The following is an 18,359-nucleotide window of genomic DNA, read 5'->3' as shown; positions in this document are numbered from 1 at the left end:
TCACTCAGCGACAAAACGCACTAGGTAGCGCCAGACACGGCAAGCTGCGCAGGAGATCGCCAGGTGGAAATTCGCTTTGACAATGGGCCGGCCAGCCCGGACGCGGAGGGCGCGTGCCTGTTTGCGGGCGCGCACCGCACGATCACAGCCGAGGCGGCGCAGGATGTCCCTGCCGCGCTGGCCGCGCTGGATGACGCGCGCCGCAGCGGTGCATGGCTGGCAGGCTACGCCAGTTACGAGCTGGGCTATGCGCTGGAGCCACGACTGGCGCCCCTGATGCTCGCGCGCCGCCGCCTGCCGCTGATGGCGTTCGGGGTCTATGACGCGCCGATCCCCGCGCCGGATCTGCCCGCGCCGGGTGGCAGCCTGTCGGATTTCACCCCGCTTTGGGACGCAGAGCGTTATCAGCGCGCGTTCGACACGGTGCATGACTATATCGGGGCGGGCGATTTCTATCAGGCGAACCTGACCTTCCCTCTGGAGGGGCGCGCATCGGGCGATCCTGCCGCGCTCTATGCCGCGCTGGTCGCGGCACAGCCGGTGCGCCATGGCGCGCTGGTCCACCAGAGGGATCTGCCAACGCTGCTGTCCCGCTCGCCCGAGCTGTTTTTTCGCACCAATGCCGAGGGGCGCATCCAGACCCGCCCGATGAAGGGCACCCAGCCGCGCAGCGATGATGCCGCCGAGGATGCGCGCCGCCGCATTTTCCTGTCCGGCGACGAAAAGAACCGGGCCGAGAACTTGATGATCGTGGATCTGCTGCGCAACGATCTCAGCCGCGTCTGCACCCCCGGCAGCGTCACCGTGCCGGAGCTGTTCACCGTCGAAAGCTACAGCACCGTTCATCAGATGACATCGCTGATCGAAGGGCAGCTGGCCCCCGATACCGGCCTTGCCGCGCTGTTCACGGCGCTGTTTCCCTGCGGATCCATCACCGGCGCGCCGAAATTGCGCGCCATGCAGGTGCTGCGCGATCTGGAGGATGGCGCGCGCGACATCTATTGCGGCTCCATCGGCTGGGCCGCGCCGGACGGGCGCGCCGAGTTCAACGTTGCCATCCGCACCCTGCTGCTGGACGAGGGGCGCGTGACGCTCAATGTCGGGGGCGGTGTGGTCCATGACAGCACAAGTGCAGCAGAATATGAGGAGGCGCTGTGGAAAACCCGCTTTGCCCGCCCGCGGACGCTGAATTCGCGCTGATCGAAACCATGCTCTGGACGCCGGGCGACGGCATTGCGCACCGCGCCCGCCACATGGCCCGGCTGCGCCGGTCTGCCCGCGCGCTGGGGATCGTGCCGCACGGCGTCGATGCCGCGCTGGACGGGATCAGCGGCGACAGCGCGTTGCGCCTGCGCCTGCGCCTGACTGTGGACCGGGCAGGAAGGGCCGCCGTCACGGCCACCGCGTTTCAGCCGCAGAGGCCGGGCACGCGGTGGCGTGTTGCCTTCCACCCCAAACGGCTTGACCCTGCTGACCCATGGCTGCGTCACAAATCAACCTGCCGCGATCTGTATGACCGCGCCCGCGCCGACCTGCCGCCCGGCATTGACGAATGGATATTCCTCAACACCGGCGGCGCGCTGTGCGAGGGGACGATCACCAATCTTTACGTCGATACCGGCGATGTCCTGCTGACCCCGCCGCGCGCCTGCGGCGTCCTGCCCGGAATTGGGCGCGAGGTGCTGATTGCGGCGGGTCGCAGCAGACCCCGGCGCCTGACGCCGCAGGATATCACCGCAGGCCGCGCGTTTTACGTGGGCAATGCCCTGCGCGGCCTGATCCGCGCCGATCTGGTATCGGGCTAAGGTCAGCTGTTGCCACGATAAAGATAGTCGCGCGTCAGCGGCACGGCCTCTTGCCGCCGTGCCAGTTGCACCTGAAACACCACCTGCCGGTCAAGCCTGAAGGTCAGCTCGCTCGCCTTCAGGTAGAACCGCCACATCCGGCAAAACCGATCATCGTAAAGCTTGCGCGCCGCGTCGAGCCGCTCCATGAACCGGTCGTACCAATGGCGCAGCGTTTCGGCATAATGCAGGCGCCACACTTCCAGATCTGTGGTGATCAGGCCCGAGCGTTCAATCGCCGCCGTCATTTCCGACATCGACGGCACATAGCCGCCCGGAAAGATGTATTTCTGGATCCACGGGCTGGTCACGCCCGGCGGTTTGGCGCGCCCGATCGTGTGTACCAGCGCCACGCCCTCGGGGGTCAGAAGATCGTCTATCTTGCTGAAATAAGTGCGATATTGCGGCGTGCCCACATGCTCGAACATCCCGACCGAGACGATTCGATCAAACTGCCCGTCCAGATCGCGGTAGTCGGTCAGCTCGAAACGGGCGCGGCCTGCCAGCCCTTCGGCCTTTGCGCGTTCGTTGGCGATCTTGTGCTGTTCGGTGCTCAGCGTGACGCCCAGAACCTCGGCGCCAAAATCACGCGCCAGCGTCAGCCCCATACCGCCCCAGCCGCAACCGATATCCAGCACCCGCATACCCGGCTCAAGCAGGAGTTTGCGGGCAATATGTGCTTTTTTCGCCTCCTGCGCGTCGTCCAGCGTCATATCGTCATGGGGAAAATATGCGCAGGAATATTGCCGGTCCGCATCCAGGAACAGGTCGTAAAGCTTGCCTGACAAATCATAATGATGCGCCACATTCTGCCGTGATCGCCCCGCCGGGTTCAACTGTTGCAGCCGCCGGGACAAATAGCGCATGACCTTCAGGGGCCGGTGCGCGATCGGGGCACTGCTCGCGGCCATATTTCCGATTGCCAGCCGCAAAAACCCTTCCAGATCGTCGCCGTGGATGGTCAGCTGGCCGTCCATATACCCCTCGCCAATGGCCATTTCAGGTGACAGCATGATGCGGCGCGGCAGGCTGGCATCATGCAAGGCAACGGCCACCTGCGGGCCGGGCGCGGCGCCCTGGTACGCCTTGGCCGTGCCATCCGGATAGGTGACATCCAGTCGCCCCTGCTGCACCAAACCGGTTAAAAAATGATCAAGGGCTTTGCTCCACATGTCCCACCTTTTTGCGCATCCATGGCAGGGGCGGCCGCGCTGCGGGGCCCGTGCATCTGACATAACTGGAAGGTAACGCATGAACTGCGCATTTGGATCCTTACATTTCCAACAGGGGCGCGCGCAGCGGGCCAGACCGGCCACGCCCCTTGACTTTGCGGCGCTGGGCATGTGTATCGGCGCAAAGACGCGACAGCCTCTGAATGGGGCCGCCAAAGGGGATCCGCCAATGCACGCATATCGCAGCCATACCTGCGCCGACCTGGATAAATCGAATGTGGGCGACACCGTGCGCCTGTCTGGCTGGGTTCACCGCATCCGCGACCACGGCGGCGTTCTGTTCGTCGATCTGCGCGATCACTACGGCATGACGCAGCTGATCTGCGACCCCGACAGCCCCGTTTTCGATCAGGTCGATGCGGTGCGCAGCGAGTGGTGCATCCGCATCGACGGCAACGTCAAGGCGCGCGACGCCGCACTGGTCAACCCCAAGCTGCCCACCGGCGAAGTTGAGGTGTTCATCCGCGATATCGAAGTGCTGGGCGCGTCCAAGGAACTGCCGTTGATGGTGTTCGGCGATCAGGAATATCCCGAGGAAACCCGGCTGAAACACCGCTATCTGGACCTGCGCCGCGAGGCGATGCAGCGGAACATGACCCTGCGCAGCGACGTGGTCGCCTCCATGCGCCGCCGCATGTGGGACCAGAATTTCCGCGAATATCAGACGCCGATCATCACCGCATCGTCGCCCGAGGGCGCGCGCGATTTTCTGGTGCCCTCGCGCCTTCATCCGGGTAAATTCTATGCACTGCCGCAGGCACCGCAGTTGTTCAAACAGCTGATCATGGTGTCGGGCTTTGACAAGTATTTCCAGATCGCGCCCTGTTTCCGCGACGAGGATCCGCGCGCCGACCGCTCGCCGACCGATTTCTACCAGCTCGATCTGGAGATGAGCTTTGCCACCCAGCAGGACGTTTTCGACACGATCCAGCCGGTTATTCAAGGCATTTTCGAGGAATTCGGCGGCGGCCGCAGCGTCGATGACGTCTGGCCGCAGATCAGCTATGCCGATGCGGCGCTGTGGTATGGCACCGACAAGCCCGATCTGCGCAACCCGATCAAGATGCAGGTCGTCTCGGACCATTTCCGCGGTTCCGGCTTTGCCATCTTTGCCAAGCTGCTGGAGCAGGAGGGCACCGAAATCCGCGCCATCCCCGCGCCCGGCGGCGGCAGCCGCAAGTTCTGCGACCGCATGAATGCGTTCGCGCAGAAGGAAGGCCTGCCGGGGATGGGGTATATCTTCTGGCGCAAGGGCGACGAGGGGATGGAGGCGGCTGGCCCGCTGGCCAAGAATATCGGCCCCGAGCGTACCGAAGCCATCCGCCAGCAGCTGGGTCTGGGCGAGGGGGACGCCGCGTTTTTCCTCGGCGGCAAACCCGCGAGCTTTGAGCGGGTGGCTGGCAAAGCGCGGACAGAGATCGGCAACGAGCTGAAGCTGACGGATGAAAACCGCTTTGCCTTTGCGTGGATCGTCGATTTCCCGATGTACGAGGCGGATGAGGAGACGGGCAAGATCGACTTCTCGCACAACCCCTTCTCGATGCCGCAGGGCGGGCTTGAGGCGCTTCAGGGGGATCCGCTGAAAGTGCTGGGATATCAGTATGATCTGGCCTGCAACGGCTATGAGTTGATCTCGGGTGCGATCCGCAACCATCGCCTTGATGTGATGATCGCCGCATTCGAGAAGGCCGGCTATGACGAGGCCGAGGTGCATTCCCGCTTTGGCGGACTGGTGCAGGCTTTCCAATATGGCGCGCCCCCGCACGGCGGCTGCGCGGCGGGGATCGACCGCATCGTCATGCTGCTGGCGGACGAGGCGAATATCCGCGAGGTCATCATGTTCCCGATGAACCAGCGCGCCGAGGATCTGATGATGAACGCCCCCAGCGCGCCGACGTCCGATCAGCTGATGGAGCTGGGCCTGCGCGTTATCCCGCAGGATAAGTAACGCAGCGGCGCGGGGTCAGTCCTCCAGACTGTCCTCGCGCTTTTGCTCGATCAGCTTGCGCTCTTCTTTCTTGCGCTCAAGAAACCGCGCGCCGTAGCCTTCGATCTCGTCCTCTGAAATGACTTCGCGGGCGCGCGCAAACACCTCGTCTTCTTCTTCGTCGATGTGATGCTCGTAATCATGGCGCAGCGTCTTGAACTTCTGCAGCCACGCCCCCTCGGCCATGTCCATGTCGCGCAGCTCTTCCAGCAGGTCGTCGATCTGCTGATGCTCGTGTACCGAATGACGGGCCGAATCCTGTCCCCATGTCTTGGAGATCAGCTTGGAATAAAACGTTTCCTCCTCGGCGGCGCCGTGGCTTTTGACGTCGTTGTAAAACTCCTGCCACGCCTGCTTGCGGTCGTCCGAGGCGCCGCTGGTATTTGCAATACGCTTCAGCAATTCGCGGTGGCGGTCGTGGTCGTCTTTGATAGCGGAATAAATATCGGACATCGGTGCAACTCCTTGGTTTTATCCCAAACGAACGCCGAATGCCTGCGCTGGTTCCGCGCGTCAGGGCGAAATGCCGGGGTCATCGGTCACGCGCACCAGCCGGGTCAGATCGCTGAGCGATGATTTCTGCCGACCGCCTGCGTCAAAGTTGGAGTCATCCAGCCACAGGCGAAACGCCTCGTCCAGTGCGGGCCAATCCTTGTCGATGGCGGCGAACCATGCGGTGTCCCGGTTGCGCCCCTTGACCACGGTGGCCTGCCGGAAAATCCCCTCGTAACTCAGGCCCAGACGCTGCGCCGCGCGGCGTGACGGTGCGTTGAGCGCGTCGCATTTCCATTCATAGCGGCGATAGCCTGCGCGAAAGGCCCACGCCATCATCAGATACATCGCCTCGGTCGCGGCAATCGTGCGCTGAAGCTGCGGCGCCATGGCGATATATCCGACCTCGATCGACCCGGCGGCGGGCTGCACCCGCAGGTAGGACGCAAATCCGCCATACGCCTCGCGATTCTTGTCGTAGATGGCGTAAAATACGTAATCGGGGGACGCGGTGATATCACGCATCCAGCGATGAAATTGCGATGATGCGGCAAACGGCCCGGCTGGCATGTAATCCCAGACCGTATCATCGCCGTCGAACGCCTGAAACAGCAGCGCCGCGTGGCGGGCAGCGTCCAGCGCCTCCAGCCGGACATGGGCGCCCTCCATTGATGTATGCGCGGGGGCGGGCGGGGGCGCCCAACCTTCGACGATTGGGCCGCGCGGGCGTGGATCGGTCATGTGGCGTGCCTTCTATCGGTTCCCGCCAACCATAGATGTTGGCGCAGGCAGGGGAAGCGGTTTTTGACAGGTGCGCGTCTGGCGCCGGCCGCAGCTTTGCGCCGTATCAATTACGTTCGCATCCGGATCCACAGCAAGCCGCGCTGCGCGGCTTGATCACATCGCCACGCGGCCTGCCAGCCGCTCCTGCACCAGCCCGGCAACCTGTGCCAGGCGGCTGTTCAGCGCGGCGCCGCCGTGACCGGCATCCGCCAGCGCGTCGGCCGCCTGGGCCAACTGGAGGTCATCGGCAGAGCGTGCAACGCCGCCAAGGAATTGCGCGACATAGTCCAGCACAGGACCGCCGTGGTGTTCGTCCAGCAGGTTGGACACGTGAACCATGTCATCGCGATAGGCGAGCGGATCGGGGCAGATATCCTCGTCCCGCAGGATGCGCGGGCCGCATGGTTTGCGATCATCGGGCAGGGTGCCAAGGACCGTTTGCTGGAAAACGCCCAGATTGGTCAAGGGCTTGGCCAGAAACGCCCCGGCACCGGCGGCCAATGCGCGCGCCTCGGCGCCGTCCAGCCCGCTGGTGGCGATGATCGACGTCACGCGCGGCTCCGCGCTTGCCAGTTCGGCGATCAGGTCCAGCCCGGACCCGTCGGGCAGGCCCAGATCGACGATCACCACCGTCGGGCGATAGACCGAAAGGTGGCGCCGCGCCGAGCGCAGGCAATCGGCCCGCCGGATCCGCGCGCCCGAATGCAGGCACATCAATCGCATTGCGTCACAGGCATAAAGGCTGTCCTCGACCACCAGAATGGTCATGCCCAGCAGGGGGCGGGCGGCGGTTGGGTTGGTGATGGGGTTCAGGCCCGGCAGATCGTCCATGCGCGTGTCTCCTTTTGGCAGCATCTGGAGACAGCGTTACGCATAGTTGGCTAACGCGGGGTTAACGCCCGCGGCAGAAATTGGGCAGTGTCGCAGCCCTGTTGCCGCCTCATGCGTCACAGCGCCCGCTTGCCATGGCCGCGCCTGCGCGCGATAACATGCGGGAAACGCGCCCCGCAGTTACCGAAAGGACAGCCCATGATCGGACGCCTCAATCACGTTGCCATCGCCGTGCCAGACCTCGACGCCGCCATTGCGCAGTATAGTGGCGCGCTGGGCGCGGATGTGGGCGCGCCGCAGGACGAGCCGGATCATGGCGTGACCGTTGTTTTCATCAATCTTCCCAATACGAAGATCGAATTGCTGTACCCTTTGGGCGACGCCAGCCCGATCGCCGGTTTTCTGGAGAAGAACCCCGCCGGCGGCATCCATCACATCTGCTATGAGGTGGAGGATATCACCGCCGCGCGCGAGCGTCTGGTTGCCTCCGGCGCGCGCGTTCTGGGCGACGGCACACCGAAAATCGGCGCCCATGGCAAGCCTGTCCTATTCCTGCACCCCAAGGATTTCAACGGCTGCCTGATCGAGCTGGAGGAAGTCTGATGGGACCGATGACGGGTCTGGTCCTGTATGCCGTGATCTGGGCGATGACCTTTATGGTGGCCATCCCGATTCGCCTGCAAACCCAAGGGGAGGCGGGCGACATCGTTCCCGGTACGCACAAGGGATCACCGCAGCGCCACGATTTGAAGAAAAAGGCGTGGATCGCCACTGCCGTCGCGCTGGCGATCTGGGGGCTGACGGCGTGGATCATTCTGACAGGTCAGATCACGCTGGAGGATATTGACCTGTTCACGCGCTTCGGACCCGGCCCGATTGAAGAGCGTGGACTAGGTGGGTAAATGTTGCGGCGCCCAGGATCGGGATCAGCAGGTTCAGTAACGGCACGCTGAGCGGGATTGCCATCAGCACACCCGCCAGCCAGATCCGTGGCCAATGCCTGCGGCGCAAATCGCGCGCCCCGGCGCGGCCCAGCCGCCGCATCGCCGCCAGCTGAAAATATTCGCGGCCCAGCAAAAACCCGTTCAGCGCCCAGAAAATGCCCAGCGTGGCAAAGGGCAGGATGGCATAGAGAAACAGCGCCACGATATTGGCGCCGATCAACACCCCCAGAAACGACAGCGTGTCGCGCACCGTATCCATCCACGGCAGGCGCGGGACCGGCGGCAGATCGGGGTAATGTCGCGCCTCCACCGCCGCGGCGACATCGTCCAGAAACAGCGACGTGATGGCCGAGGCGACCGGCATCATCAAAAAAACCGACATGGTCAGCATCAGCACCAAACTGCTCCAGCCCAGCAGGTCGTCGACCCATCGCACCTCGCCCACCAGCGGCAGGGTCACGACATCGCCGGTCAGCCAACTGACCAGCAAAAGCACCCCGGCATAGGCCGCAAACAGCAGCGCCACGGTCAGCGCCAGCCCCAGAAACAGAACGCGCCGGAATCGCCGGTCGCCCATCTGCGCCAAAGCCTTGGCGACGCTGGCAAAAATCATGCGTCCACATCCCAGGTGGTGATCGCATCGATATCGGGGCGAGGCCGTTCGGGCGGGGTATCGGTTTCGGTGCCGATATGGATGAAGCCTGCCACACGCTCGGCCTCGGTCAGGTTCAGCGCATCGCGAATGAAGCTGCGGTCGTGGCTGGGCCAGCCCGACAGCCAGTTGGCGCCCCAGCCGGCCGCCAGCGCGGCATTCAGCAGCCCAAGGCACACCGCCCCGGCCGAATACGTCTGTTCGATCGCCGGAATCTTGGGTGAGGGGCGCTGTATTTCGATCACGGCAACGGCCAGTGCGGCATCATCGAACTGCTTGCGCGCCTTGGCGATGGCCTTGTCATCCAGCCCCTGCGCGGCGTCGCAGGTGGGCACCGCCGCCGACAGCCGGTCCAGCGCCGCGCGGCCCAGCACGATAAACCTCCACGGCTCCAGCTTGCCATGATCGGGGGCGCGGGCGGCGGCGGTCAGCAGGGGGATCAGCTGCGCACGGGTCGGCACCGGAAGGCCCAGCGTCTTGGCAGGGCGCGAGCGGCGCGTCTGCAAAAATTCCAAGGCTTCGGGGTTCGGGGCAGGCATGGCATTCTCCGTTGTCATTCAGTCACATATGTCGGGATGACGCGCTGCCGAATCAAGGGGCGGGGCCCGTCGGCGCCTGGCTATAGACCCCCTCGGGCAGGTTCAGCGCCGCGGCCAGATCGCGCAGCTGCGCCATCGACAGGGTGATGGTGCGCATTTCATTCAGGCGCGGATCGAACTGGTTGATCGTCACGCATTCCTGAAAGGCGTTGATGATCACATCCTCCTGCAAGGGCGGCGCGGCAACGCCCGGACCGGGGGGCGCGAAATCATCGACCAGTGTGATCACGGTCGCGTCAAAATCATGTTCGATTGAAAACATCTGAAACACCTCCCCGCAGTACCGTTTGGTCCAAGTCTGGCCGCATCGGCGGCGCCTTGCAAGGGCGTCACAAAGCTGCTGGCCCTCAAAGGCCGCCATGGATAAACTGCCCCAAATCAGTCGATCGGAGATCCTTAATGCGTAAACTGACGCTTCTTTGCGTTCTGGCACTGGCGGCCTGCGACGTGGCCGGTCCCGCGCCGCAACAGCAGTCCGGCACCGCCCCGCCGCGCGCTACGATATCAACGCCCACATCGGCCAAACTGTCTCAATTCAAGGCGGTTGTCGCTGCGGTTGAACCCGTGGCCGAACGCGAGTGCCGCGCCCGCGCGCAAGGCGCGAATTGCGATTTCCGCATCGTTGTGGATGACCGTCCCGGCCAGCCTGCCAACGCGTTTCAGACCGTGGACAAGCAGGGCAGGCCCGTGCTGGCCTTCAACCTTGCGCTGATCGCCGAAGTGCGAAACCCCGACGAGCTGGCCTTTGTCATGGGCCACGAGGCCGCGCACCACATCAGCGGCCATCTGGACCGCCAGCGCACCAATGCCATGGCCGGCGCGATCCTGCTGGGCGGGCTTGCCTCGATTACCGGCGCCAGCCAGGGCGCGGTGCAAAGCGCGACCGATCTGGGCGCGGGTCTGGGCGCGCGCACCTATTCCAAGGATTACGAGCTGGAGGCAGACGCGCTGGGCACGATCATCACCCGCCGCGCCGGGTATGATCCGGTGCGCGGCGCCGCGTTCTTTACCCAGATCGCCGATCCGGGCGACCGCTTCCTTGGGACGCACCCGCCCAACGCCAAGCGGATCGAGACGGTGCGCCGGGTCGACGCCAGCCTCTGATGCGGCAACTGACCGGCATTGTCAGCGACCGCGGATCGAAATACGCGGTCTCCGGTGGCCCCGCTGCGACGCGGGAGGATGTGGATGCGTTCCTGAAGGATCTGAAGCGCGACAAGAAATTCGCCAAGGCGACGCATAACACATGGGGGGTAATCCTGCCCGATGGCACGCCCCTCAAGGGCGATGATGGCGAAGCCGGGGCAGGGATGGTCATCATCCGCATGCTGGAGCGCGCCGAAGTGACCGGCCAGCTGATCGTCGTCACCCGCTGGTACGGCGGCAAGCATCTGGGCGGCGACAGGTTCCGCCATGTGCAAACCTGCGTGGATGAATGGCTGGCGGCGTATGCAGGCTAGGCGCGGTTAGCGCGCAACCGTGCCCCACAGGTCATACTCGCCCGCCTCATCGACCAGCACGCGGACGATGTCGCCAACGGCGATATCATCCGTGCCCTCATCAATGAACAGATTGCCGTCAATTTCGGGCGCATCCGCCTTGGTGCGGCAGGTGGCAATGCCGTCCTCGTCGATATCATCGACGATAACCTCTTGCACAGATCCAACCTTGGCCGCCAGTTTATCCACGGAAATGGCCTGCGCCTTTTCCATGAAGCGATCCCAGCGGTCCTGCTTGACCTCATCCGGCACATGATCCGGCAAGTCAGCCGACCGGGCACCGGCCACGTTTTCATACTGAAAACATCCCACCCGATCCAGCTGCGCCTCGTCCAGCCAGTCCAGCAGGGTCTGGAATTCGGCCTCCGTCTCGCCGGGATAGCCGACAATGAAGGTGCTGCGCAGGGTGATGTCTGGGCAGATATCACGCCATGCGGCAATCTCGTCCAGCGTTTTTGCCGCCGCCGCCGGGCGCGCCATGCGGCGCAGCACATCGGGATGCGCGTGCTGGAACGGAATGTCGAGGTAAGGCAGCACCAGCCCGTCCGCCATCAGCGGGATCAGGTTGCGCACATGCGGGTAGGGATAGACGTAATGCAGCCGCACCCAGGCGCCAAGCGATCCCAGGTCGCGTGCCAGATCAGTGATATGGGCGCGGTGGCCGCGCTCCTCGGCGTGTTTGATATCGACGCCATAGGCCGATGTATCCTGAGAGATCACCAGCAATTCGCGCACGCCATTATCGACCAGCTTTTCCGCCTCGCGCAGCACCGCATGTGCCGGGCGCGAGGCCAGTTTTCCGCGCATGTCCGGGATGATGCAGAACTTGCACTTGTGGTTGCAACCCTCGGAAATCTTTAGATAAGAGTAATGTCTAGGTGTCAAACTGACCGCCGACTTCGGCAAGAGGTCAATAAAGGGATCAGGCTGCGGCGGCACGGCGGCATGCACCGCGTCCAGCACCTGCTCATACTGGTGCGGGCCGGTCACGGCCAGCACGCGGGGATGCGCGCCGGTGATATAGTCCGGCTCGGCCCCCAGGCAGCCCGTCACGATCACCCTGCCATTCTCGCGCAGCGCCTCGCCAATCGCGCTCAGGCTTTCGGCCTTGGCGCTGTCCAGAAACCCGCAGGTGTTCACGATCACCGCATCGGCGCCGACATAATCGGGCGAGATGCCATAGCCTTCGGCGCGCAGCCGCGTCAGGATGCGCTCGCTGTCCACCAGCGCCTTGGGGCAGCCCAGTGACACCATGCCAATGGTCGGCTGGCCGTCGCGTTTGGGGTCTTGCGCCAGACGCGCGCGCGCCTGGTCAGGGCGCAGATCGGGGGGATTGATGCTCATCCGGCGCATATAGACGCATCACGGCCCTTGCAAAAGGGGCAAACTGTTGCGGGCGCAGGGCCGCGCGCCTACACTCCAATGCAAAAGCGCCGCAGTCCCGCCGGCCGCCGGAGCAGAGCAAAGAGCATTCGCATGAAATTTCTGTTAAAACTTCTGGGGTTCGTCCTTGTCGCGGTCCTGATTGCCGCTGGCGCGCTGTTCTTTCTGCCGGGCGAACGGATCGCGCGCATCGCCGCCGAACGCATCAGCGACATGACCGGCCGCGAGGTCACGATGACCGGGGACACCTCGATCAGCTTCTACCCCGTGCTGGGAATCAGCACTGGCAAGACGACCATCGCCAATGCCGACTGGGGCACCGGCGGCCCGATGCTCAGCGCCGATAGCCTGAAACTGGGCGTCGATGCCATGGCGCTGATCCGGGGCGATATCCGCATCACCGGGCTGGAAGTGGTGCAGCCGCGCATCGTGATCGAGCGTGCCAGGGACGGGCGTGGCAACTGGCAGATCGGCGTTGCCGGCGTCGCCTCAACCGAACAGGGCGGCACCGCGCCGGAGGCGGCGCCCAAATCCGACCGTCTGGCGCTGACGCTGGACCGGGCGCTGATCACCGATGCCTCTGTGACGTATATCGACCACGCTTCGGGCACGCGGCAGCAGATGGCGGGGATGGATCTGGACATGCGCTGGCCGACCTACGCGGGCGAAGGCACGTTCGAGGGCGTCCTGCGCCCCGCAGGGCAGGACGTGCGCGTCAGCGGGCGCCTTGGCGCGGTCGGCCCGTTTCTGGAAGGGGCTGTATCCCCCGTCACGCTGACCGTTTCCACCAGCGGCGGCACCTTCACCGTGGATGGCCGCGCCACCACCGCCCCGCAGCTGGACGGGCAGCTGAGTGCAGATATCAGCAACACCGCCAATTTCATGGCCGCACTGGGCCTGCCTGCAACGTCGCCGCCAAAGGGGCTGGGGCGGTCCGCTAAAATCAAGTCCCAGATCAGCGTGACTGAGGATCTGCGCCTGTCCTTGCGGGATCTGGCGCTGGGGCTTGATGGCAACAGCCTGTCCGGCGATGTCGATGTGGTCACGTCCGGCGCGCGCCCGCGCATCACCGCGCAGCTTGGCGCCGGCGCGCTGGATCTGACGGGCCTGACAGCAGATGACCCCGCAGGCGGCGGCGGTGGCGGCCCCGCGCAGCCCGCCAGCGCCGGCTGGTCCACCGCGCCCATTGACGCCAGCGCATTGGCCGCAGCCGATGCAAACATCGCGATCACGGCCAGCAGCCTCGACTTGGGGCAGTTCAACTTCGGCGCGACACGCGCGTTGCTGACCATCGACAACGCGCGCGCGGTGGTGCAGCTGCAAGAACTGCAAGGTTACGGCGGCAGCATCGCGGGGCAGGTGGTCGCCAATAACCGCTCGGGCCTGTCGGTGGGCGGCGACCTGACCGCCCGCGGCATCGACATGGAGCGCCTGTTGACCGATGCCGCCGGTATCACCCGCTTTGCAACCACCGGCACGGCCAGCCTTGATTTCCTGGGCGTTGGCCAGTCGGTCGATGCGATCATGCGCAGCCTCAGCGGCAACCTCAAGCTGGCCACCGGGCGCGGCGTGATCAGCGGCTTTGATCTGGACCGGCTGATGCGCAGCGGCGATGGCAGCGGCGGCACGACTGTATTTGACGAGGTCGGCGCCAGCTTTGCCATCAAGGACGGCGATATGCGCGGCGACGATCTGACCATGTCGATGCCGCTGGCCACCGCCACCGGCAAGGGCCGCATCGGCCTTGGCGCGCGCGATATCGACTACCTGTTCACGCCGGTTCTCTTGCAAGGCGAAAACAGCCGCGGTCTGGCCATCCCGGTGCGTATTCGCGGGCCATGGTCCGGCCCCAGCATCCGGCCGGATCTCGAAAAGGCCATCGACCTCAATTTCAAGGAAGAGCGCAAGAAGCTTGAGAAAAAGGCCCGCGAAGAGGTGGACCGCGAGATCGACAAATTCGTCGAAAAGGAGCTGGGCGTCACCGTTCAGGAGGGCCAGTCCCTCGAGGATGCGATCAAGGAAGACGTGACCAGGCGCGCGGCAAAAGAGCTGTTCAAACTTTTTGATTAACCAGCGCCCATCGTTCATCTTGGCAAAAATACTCGCGCCGCAGGCCCCCGGTCCACGCGTTCGGTGAGATTTGAAATTGTCAGGCCCGGCCCCGGACCGAAAAAAGGCCCCGCCGTTTCCGGCAGGGCCTGTTCAGTCGGTCGATTTAAGTCTGGAAATCGCCTCAGCGCCGTCTGTCGCGCCGTGCGCTCATGGGTTGAAAGGCAACCCCGACATGCGCTTCGCAATAGGGCTTGCCCGCCTGGCTTGGCAGGCCGCAGAACCAGAAATCATCGGTGGCCGGATCACCGACCGGCCATTTGCACGTGCGCGATGTCAGCTCCATCAGCGACAGGCGCTTTGCCTTCTTCTCGACTTCGCTCACCTTTGCCAGTGCCTTGGGGTCAATCTCGTTGGCCGATGGCTGCGGCGGCAGGGGCTGGCCCGCGGGAATGATTGGCTTGATACGTGTCACGATTGGCGCGGGTGCGGGCTCGTCCTCCTCGGGCGCTGCGGCAGGCTCGGGCTTGGGGGCGGGCTGCGCCTTGGCGCTGGCGGGCGCTTTGGCGGCGGGCGCCTGCGGTGCCTTGGCGGCGGGTGCGGCCTTCGGCTCCGGCTCGGCGGGGGCGGCTGTTGCGGGCTGCGCGGACGCCGCGCCGCCGTTGCGGTTGGACAGGCCCAGCCTGTGCACCTTGCCGATGACGGCGTTGCGGGTCACACCCCCCAGTTCCTTGGCGATCTGGCTGGCCGACTGGCCTTCGCCCCACATTTTCTTTAGCAGTTCGACGCGATCATCGCTCCAGGACATGGGCAGGTTCCTATAACCAAGGGCGGCCCGCATCAGATGGCGCCGCCCTGCAAATTTCTTTAGCCCCCTATTCTAATCACTCCAGCCTGAGTTACAAGGCACCCAAGTATCGCAGCATGCGCCAAACCGCATGCGCCCGCAGATTAAGGAGCCGGTCATGCACGATTTCGCAAACATGGGCACCCGCCGCTTTGGCCGGGTGAATTGGCTGGGTCTTGCCACGCTCTGCTCGCGCGAGATGCAGCGCTTCATGGCGGTGTGGACGCAGACCCTGCTGGCGCCGCTGGCCACGGCGGGGCTGTTTCTGGTGATCTTTACCATCGCCATCGGCCCGACCCGCGGCGATGTCATGGGGGTGCCGTTCACGCATTTCATTGCGCCGGGCATCCTGATGATGACGGTGATCCAGAACGCCTTTGCCAACAGCTCGTCCTCGATTGTCATCGGCAAGGTGCAGGGCAACATCGTCGACACGCTGATGCCGCCGCTCAGCCCGGCAGAGCTGGTGGTTGGCTACCTCGTCGGCTCGGTCGGGCGGGGCCTGTTTGTGGCGGCGGCGATTTCCGTGGGGCTGGCGATTTTTGTCGGGATCGTCCCGCAACACCCGCTGATGCTGCTGGGGTATGTCATTTTGGGCGGGGCATTCATGGGTGCGGTCGGGATCGTCGCCGGTATCTACGCCAATAAGTTTGACCAGATGGCGGCAATCACCAATTTTGTCGTGACCCCGTTGGCGTTTTTGTCAGGCACGTTTTACTCTGTCGACGCGCTGCCCCCCGTGCTGCGGCAGATCACGTATTTCAACCCGATCTTTTACCTGATTGACGGTGCGCGCTACGCGGTGCTGGGCGTGTCGGACAGTGCGCCGGCGCTGGGTGCGGTCATATCGCTCGGCTCCACGCTGGCGGTCAGCGGCATCGCGCTGGCGATGTTCACACGCGGCTACCGGCTCAAGGCATAGGGCGCGCCCGATTGACAGCGCGCCGCGCCTGAGTCACTCCTAGCCGCTTCAAGCCAAGGAAACTGCCATGATCCCGTCCATTCTGCCGACCTATAACCGCGCGCCCCTGACCTTTGTATCAGGCCAGGGAAGCTGGCTGATCGAGGCGGATGGCAGGCGATTTCTGGATCTGGGCGCGGGCATCGCGGTGAATGCGCTGGGCCACGCCCATCCTGCGCTGGTCGCGGCGCTGACCGCGCAGGCGCAGCAGTTGTGGCACACGTCCAACCTCTACAACATTCCGGCCCAGCAAGAGCTGGCCGACCGGCTGGTCGCGGCCACTTTTGCCGACACCGCGTTTTTTACCAATTCGGGGACTGAGGCCTGTGAGCTTGCCGTCAAGATGGCCCGCCGCCATTTCCACGACGCAGGTCAGCCCCAGCGCACCCGGATTATCGCATTCGAGGGCTCCTTTCACGGCCGCTCTGCTGCCGGCATCGCCGCGGCGGGGTCCGAGAAGATGACCAAAGGATTCGGTCCGCTGCTTCCCGGTTTTACCCATCTGCCATGGGGCGATCATGACGCGCTGCGCGCCGCTGTTACAGATGAGACGGCCGCCATCCTGATCGAGCCGATACAGGGCGAGGGCGGCATCCGTCCGCTGCCGGATGTCTGCCTCAAGGGGCTGCGCGATCTGTGCGACGAACATGGCATCCTGCTGATCCTGGACGAGGTGCAGTGCGGCATGGGCCGCACGGGGCGGCTGTTTGCGCATGAATGGGCCGGGATTGATCCCGATATCATGATGGTGGCCAAGGGCATCGGCGGCGGCTTCCCGCTTGGCGCCGTGCTGGCGACGGAACATGCCGCCGCTGCCATGGTGGCAGGCACCCACGGCTCGACCTATGGCGGCAACCCGCTGGCCTGCGCTGTGGGCTGCGCCGTGATGGCGCAGATCGCGGACGAGGGTTTTCTTCAGGACGTGCGCGCACGCGCCGGTTTGATGCGCCAGCAACTGGAGGCGCTGGTTGCCAGCCACCCGGATATTTTCCAACAGGTGCGCGGCAGCGGCCTGATGCTGGGCCTGAAATGCAAGGTTGCGAACACCGATGTGCTGAACGCCTGCTACGCCGAACTGCTCTGCACCGTTCCGGCGGCCGATAATGTGCTGCGCCTTCTGCCCCCGCTCAACATATCAGAAACAGAGATTACCGAGGCGCTGACCCGTCTGGACAAAGCCGCCTCCGCCCTTTCTTCTTGCTAAAAATATCCTCGGGGGTTCGGGGGCAGACAGCCCCCGTCTTACCTCGGCAACCAGGACCGACAATGAATCATTTTCTCGACATCCATAAAACAGACCCGGCCGCGCTTCGCGGCATCATCGACAGCGCGGCAAAGATGAAAGCCGCGCGGTCCGGGCGCAATCGCGGCGCGCCTGATGACGATCAGCCACTGGCAGGCCAGATGGTTGCGCTTATTTTCGAGAAACCTTCGACGCGCACGCGTGTCAGCTTTGACGTCGGCGTGCGCCAGATGGGCGGCCAGACGATGCTGCTCTCGGGGCAGGAGATGCAGCTGGGCCACGGCGAAACCATCGCCGACACCGCCCGCGTGCTTAGCCGCTATGTCGATCTGATCATGATCCGCACCTTCGACGAATCGGTTCTGATCGAGATGGCCGATTATGCCGATGTGCCGGTGATCAACGGCCTGACCGATCGCACGCACCCGTGCCAGATCATGGCAGATATCCTGACCTTTGAGGAACATCGCGGTCCCATCAAGGGCAAGAAGGTGGTCTGGTCCGGCGATGGCAACAATGTTTGCGCGTCGCTTTTGCACGCGGCGGGGCAATTCGGCTTTGATCTGACCTTTACCGGCCCGGCCCAGCTGGACCCGGAGGCGGAATTCATCGGCTTTGCGCGCGACGCCGGCGTTCGCGTCAGCATCGAGCGTGACCCGCACAAGGCGGTCGAGGGCGCCGATCTGGTCGTGACGGATACATGGGTGTCCATGCATGACAGCCAATCCGCCAAGGAGCGGCGCCACAACATGCTGCGCCCGTATCAGGTCAACAAGGCGCTGATGTCTGCGGCGAAACCGGACGCATTGTTCATGCATTGCCTGCCGGCCCACCGCGAGGAAGAGGTGACAAGCGAAGTGATGGATGGCCCGCATTCGGTGGTTTTCGACGAGGCGGAAAACCGGCTGCATGCGCAAAAGGCCGTTATGCGCTGGTGCCTGGGCGTTTGATTATCGGCGTTTGCCGTATTGAGCGACGCCGGTCCCTTGAGTATTTATTGAGAAGATGAAAGG

General features: G+C 64.2%; 20 protein-coding genes. 11 read left to right on the top strand and 9 right to left on the bottom strand.

Annotated elements, in window-relative coordinates:
- Window positions 1-63: 63 nt before the first annotated feature.
- Window positions 64-1,200, top strand: a complete 1,137-nt coding sequence (locus DQ230_RS09215; RefSeq protein WP_113912296.1) for an aminodeoxychorismate synthase component I — start codon at window positions 64-66, stop codon at window positions 1,198-1,200.
- Window positions 1,155-1,805 (top strand): aminotransferase class IV family protein, encoded by a 651-nt coding sequence (locus tag DQ230_RS09210; protein WP_203228033.1) that lies wholly within the window; start codon window positions 1,155-1,157, stop codon window positions 1,803-1,805. The genes DQ230_RS09215 and DQ230_RS09210 overlap by 46 nt, the downstream gene beginning before the upstream one ends.
- A 2-nt stretch (window positions 1,806-1,807) precedes the next feature.
- Here DQ230_RS09210 and DQ230_RS09205 read toward each other — a convergent pair whose 3' ends face one another.
- Window positions 1,808-3,016 (bottom strand): SAM-dependent methyltransferase, encoded by a 1,209-nt coding sequence (locus tag DQ230_RS09205; RefSeq protein WP_113912295.1) that lies wholly within the window; start codon window positions 3,014-3,016, stop codon window positions 1,808-1,810.
- 229 nt (window positions 3,017-3,245) lie between these two features.
- Here DQ230_RS09205 and aspS point away from each other — a divergent pair, with 229 nt between their 5' ends.
- Window positions 3,246-5,024: an aspartate--tRNA ligase gene (gene aspS / locus DQ230_RS09200; protein WP_113912294.1), complete on the top strand. Its 1,779-nt coding sequence runs from the start codon at window positions 3,246-3,248 to the stop codon at window positions 5,022-5,024.
- Window positions 5,025-5,039: 15 nt separating this feature from the next.
- Here the strand turns inward: aspS and DQ230_RS09195 are convergent, their stop codons facing one another.
- The 3 genes from DQ230_RS09195 to DQ230_RS09185 all read right to left on the bottom strand — a co-directional run bounded on the left by DQ230_RS09195 (window position 5,040) and on the right by DQ230_RS09185 (window position 7,169).
- A complete protein-coding gene (locus tag DQ230_RS09195; protein WP_113912293.1) occupies window positions 5,040-5,516 on the bottom strand; it encodes a hemerythrin domain-containing protein in 477 nt (158 codons plus the stop codon).
- Between the two features lie 60 nt (window positions 5,517-5,576).
- Entirely contained in the window at window positions 5,577-6,296 is a 720-nt protein-coding gene (locus DQ230_RS09190; RefSeq protein WP_113912292.1) for a GNAT family N-acetyltransferase, read from the bottom strand.
- Window positions 6,297-6,452: 156 nt separating this feature from the next.
- Complete coding sequence (locus DQ230_RS09185) at window positions 6,453-7,169, bottom strand: response regulator (protein WP_113912291.1); 717 nt, start codon at window positions 7,167-7,169, stop codon at window positions 6,453-6,455.
- A 198-nt stretch (window positions 7,170-7,367) separates the two neighbouring features.
- Here DQ230_RS09185 and mce point away from each other — a divergent pair, with 198 nt between their 5' ends.
- Together mce and DQ230_RS09175 are read left to right on the top strand one after the other, a co-directional pair.
- Window positions 7,368-7,772 (top strand): methylmalonyl-CoA epimerase, encoded by a 405-nt coding sequence (gene mce, locus DQ230_RS09180; protein WP_113912290.1) that lies wholly within the window; start codon window positions 7,368-7,370, stop codon window positions 7,770-7,772.
- On the top strand, window positions 7,772-8,071 hold the full coding sequence (locus DQ230_RS09175) for a DUF1467 family protein (protein WP_113912289.1): 300 nt from the start codon (window positions 7,772-7,774) through the stop codon (window positions 8,069-8,071). The genes mce and DQ230_RS09175 overlap by 1 nt, the downstream gene beginning before the upstream one ends.
- Here the strand turns inward: DQ230_RS09175 and DQ230_RS09170 are convergent.
- Genes DQ230_RS09170 through DQ230_RS09160 form a run of 3 tightly spaced genes read right to left on the bottom strand, consistent with a single transcriptional unit; the run spans window position 8,022 to window position 9,626 of the window.
- Entirely contained in the window at window positions 8,022-8,726 is a 705-nt protein-coding gene (locus DQ230_RS09170) for an EI24 domain-containing protein (RefSeq protein ID WP_113912288.1), read from the bottom strand. The two genes, DQ230_RS09175 and DQ230_RS09170, sit on opposite strands and share 50 nt — an antisense overlap.
- Window positions 8,723-9,304 (bottom strand): nitroreductase family protein, encoded by a 582-nt coding sequence (locus tag DQ230_RS09165; protein WP_113912287.1) that lies wholly within the window; start codon window positions 9,302-9,304, stop codon window positions 8,723-8,725. Before DQ230_RS09165 ends, DQ230_RS09170 begins: the two co-directional genes overlap by 4 nt.
- A 52-nt stretch (window positions 9,305-9,356) precedes the next feature.
- The gene (locus tag DQ230_RS09160; RefSeq protein ID WP_113912335.1) at window positions 9,357-9,626 is read right to left on the bottom strand and encodes a hypothetical protein; all 270 of its coding nucleotides are present in this window, start codon (window positions 9,624-9,626) and stop codon (window positions 9,357-9,359) included.
- Between the two features lie 137 nt (window positions 9,627-9,763).
- Here DQ230_RS09160 and DQ230_RS09155 point away from each other — a divergent pair, with 137 nt between their 5' ends.
- Entirely contained in the window at window positions 9,764-10,468 is a 705-nt protein-coding gene (locus tag DQ230_RS09155) for a M48 family metallopeptidase (RefSeq protein ID WP_113912286.1), read from the top strand.
- The gene (locus DQ230_RS09150) at window positions 10,468-10,824 is read left to right on the top strand and encodes a YigZ family protein (protein ID WP_113912285.1); all 357 of its coding nucleotides are present in this window, start codon (window positions 10,468-10,470) and stop codon (window positions 10,822-10,824) included. The genes DQ230_RS09155 and DQ230_RS09150 overlap by 1 nt, the downstream gene beginning before the upstream one ends.
- Window positions 10,825-10,830: 6 nt before the next feature.
- Here the strand turns inward: DQ230_RS09150 and rimO are convergent, their stop codons facing one another.
- Complete coding sequence (rimO, locus tag DQ230_RS09145) at window positions 10,831-12,207, bottom strand: 30S ribosomal protein S12 methylthiotransferase RimO (protein WP_162497408.1); 1,377 nt, start codon at window positions 12,205-12,207, stop codon at window positions 10,831-10,833.
- Window positions 12,208-12,339: 132 nt separating this feature from the next.
- Here rimO and DQ230_RS09140 point away from each other — a divergent pair, with 132 nt between their 5' ends.
- Window positions 12,340-14,316 (top strand): AsmA family protein, encoded by a 1,977-nt coding sequence (locus DQ230_RS09140; protein ID WP_113912283.1) that lies wholly within the window; start codon window positions 12,340-12,342, stop codon window positions 14,314-14,316.
- A 163-nt stretch (window positions 14,317-14,479) separates the two neighbouring features.
- On the opposite strand, the gene DQ230_RS09135 is transcribed toward DQ230_RS09140, so the two are convergent.
- Window positions 14,480-15,103, bottom strand: coding sequence for a GcrA family cell cycle regulator (locus tag DQ230_RS09135; protein WP_113912282.1), 624 nt, complete (start codon window positions 15,101-15,103; stop codon window positions 14,480-14,482).
- Between the two features lie 157 nt (window positions 15,104-15,260).
- On the opposite strand from DQ230_RS09135, the gene DQ230_RS09130 reads away from it, so the two are divergent.
- The 3 genes from DQ230_RS09130 (at window position 15,261) to argF (ending at window position 18,296) form a co-directional block, all read left to right on the top strand.
- Window positions 15,261-16,064, top strand: a complete 804-nt coding sequence (locus tag DQ230_RS09130; protein WP_238987475.1) for an ABC transporter permease — start codon at window positions 15,261-15,263, stop codon at window positions 16,062-16,064.
- Between the two features lie 67 nt (window positions 16,065-16,131).
- Window positions 16,132-17,307: an aspartate aminotransferase family protein gene (locus tag DQ230_RS09125; RefSeq protein ID WP_113912281.1), complete on the top strand. Its 1,176-nt coding sequence runs from the start codon at window positions 16,132-16,134 to the stop codon at window positions 17,305-17,307.
- A gap of 62 nt (window positions 17,308-17,369) precedes the next feature.
- Entirely contained in the window at window positions 17,370-18,296 is a 927-nt protein-coding gene (gene argF / locus DQ230_RS09120; protein ID WP_113912280.1) for an ornithine carbamoyltransferase, read from the top strand.
- Window positions 18,297-18,359 lie beyond the last annotated feature (63 nt).

The organism is Roseovarius dicentrarchi (genome assembly GCF_003316635.1).
Lineage (GTDB): Bacteria > Pseudomonadota > Alphaproteobacteria > Rhodobacterales > Rhodobacteraceae > Roseovarius > Roseovarius dicentrarchi.
This window is presented reverse-complemented; position numbering and strand designations above follow the sequence as displayed.

Coding starts and splice junctions, on each gene's coding strand:
- DQ230_RS09205 (WP_113912295.1), bottom strand. CDS start 3,016: ATGTGGAGCAAAGCCCTTGATCATTTTTTAACCGGTTTGGTGCAGCAG.
- aspS (WP_113912294.1), top strand. CDS start 3,246: ATGCACGCATATCGCAGCCATACCTGCGCCGACCTGGATAAATCGAAT.
- DQ230_RS09195 (WP_113912293.1), bottom strand. CDS start 5,516: ATGTCCGATATTTATTCCGCTATCAAAGACGACCACGACCGCCACCGC.
- DQ230_RS09190 (WP_113912292.1), bottom strand. CDS start 6,296: ATGACCGATCCACGCCCGCGCGGCCCAATCGTCGAAGGTTGGGCGCCC.
- DQ230_RS09185 (WP_113912291.1), bottom strand. CDS start 7,169: ATGGACGATCTGCCGGGCCTGAACCCCATCACCAACCCAACCGCCGCC.
- mce (WP_113912290.1), top strand. CDS start 7,368: ATGATCGGACGCCTCAATCACGTTGCCATCGCCGTGCCAGACCTCGAC.
- DQ230_RS09175 (WP_113912289.1), top strand. CDS start 7,772: ATGGGACCGATGACGGGTCTGGTCCTGTATGCCGTGATCTGGGCGATG.
- DQ230_RS09170 (WP_113912288.1), bottom strand. CDS start 8,726: ATGATTTTTGCCAGCGTCGCCAAGGCTTTGGCGCAGATGGGCGACCGG.
- DQ230_RS09165 (WP_113912287.1), bottom strand. CDS start 9,304: ATGCCTGCCCCGAACCCCGAAGCCTTGGAATTTTTGCAGACGCGCCGC.
- DQ230_RS09160 (WP_113912335.1), bottom strand. CDS start 9,626: ATGTTTTCAATCGAACATGATTTTGACGCGACCGTGATCACACTGGTC.
- DQ230_RS09155 (WP_113912286.1), top strand. CDS start 9,764: ATGCGTAAACTGACGCTTCTTTGCGTTCTGGCACTGGCGGCCTGCGAC.
- DQ230_RS09150 (WP_113912285.1), top strand. CDS start 10,468: ATGCGGCAACTGACCGGCATTGTCAGCGACCGCGGATCGAAATACGCG.
- rimO (WP_162497408.1), bottom strand. CDS start 12,207: ATGAGCATCAATCCCCCCGATCTGCGCCCTGACCAGGCGCGCGCGCGT.
- DQ230_RS09140 (WP_113912283.1), top strand. CDS start 12,340: ATGAAATTTCTGTTAAAACTTCTGGGGTTCGTCCTTGTCGCGGTCCTG.
- DQ230_RS09135 (WP_113912282.1), bottom strand. CDS start 15,103: ATGTCCTGGAGCGATGATCGCGTCGAACTGCTAAAGAAAATGTGGGGC.
- DQ230_RS09130 (WP_238987475.1), top strand. CDS start 15,261: ATGCACGATTTCGCAAACATGGGCACCCGCCGCTTTGGCCGGGTGAAT.
- DQ230_RS09125 (WP_113912281.1), top strand. CDS start 16,132: ATGATCCCGTCCATTCTGCCGACCTATAACCGCGCGCCCCTGACCTTT.
- argF (WP_113912280.1), top strand. CDS start 17,370: ATGAATCATTTTCTCGACATCCATAAAACAGACCCGGCCGCGCTTCGC.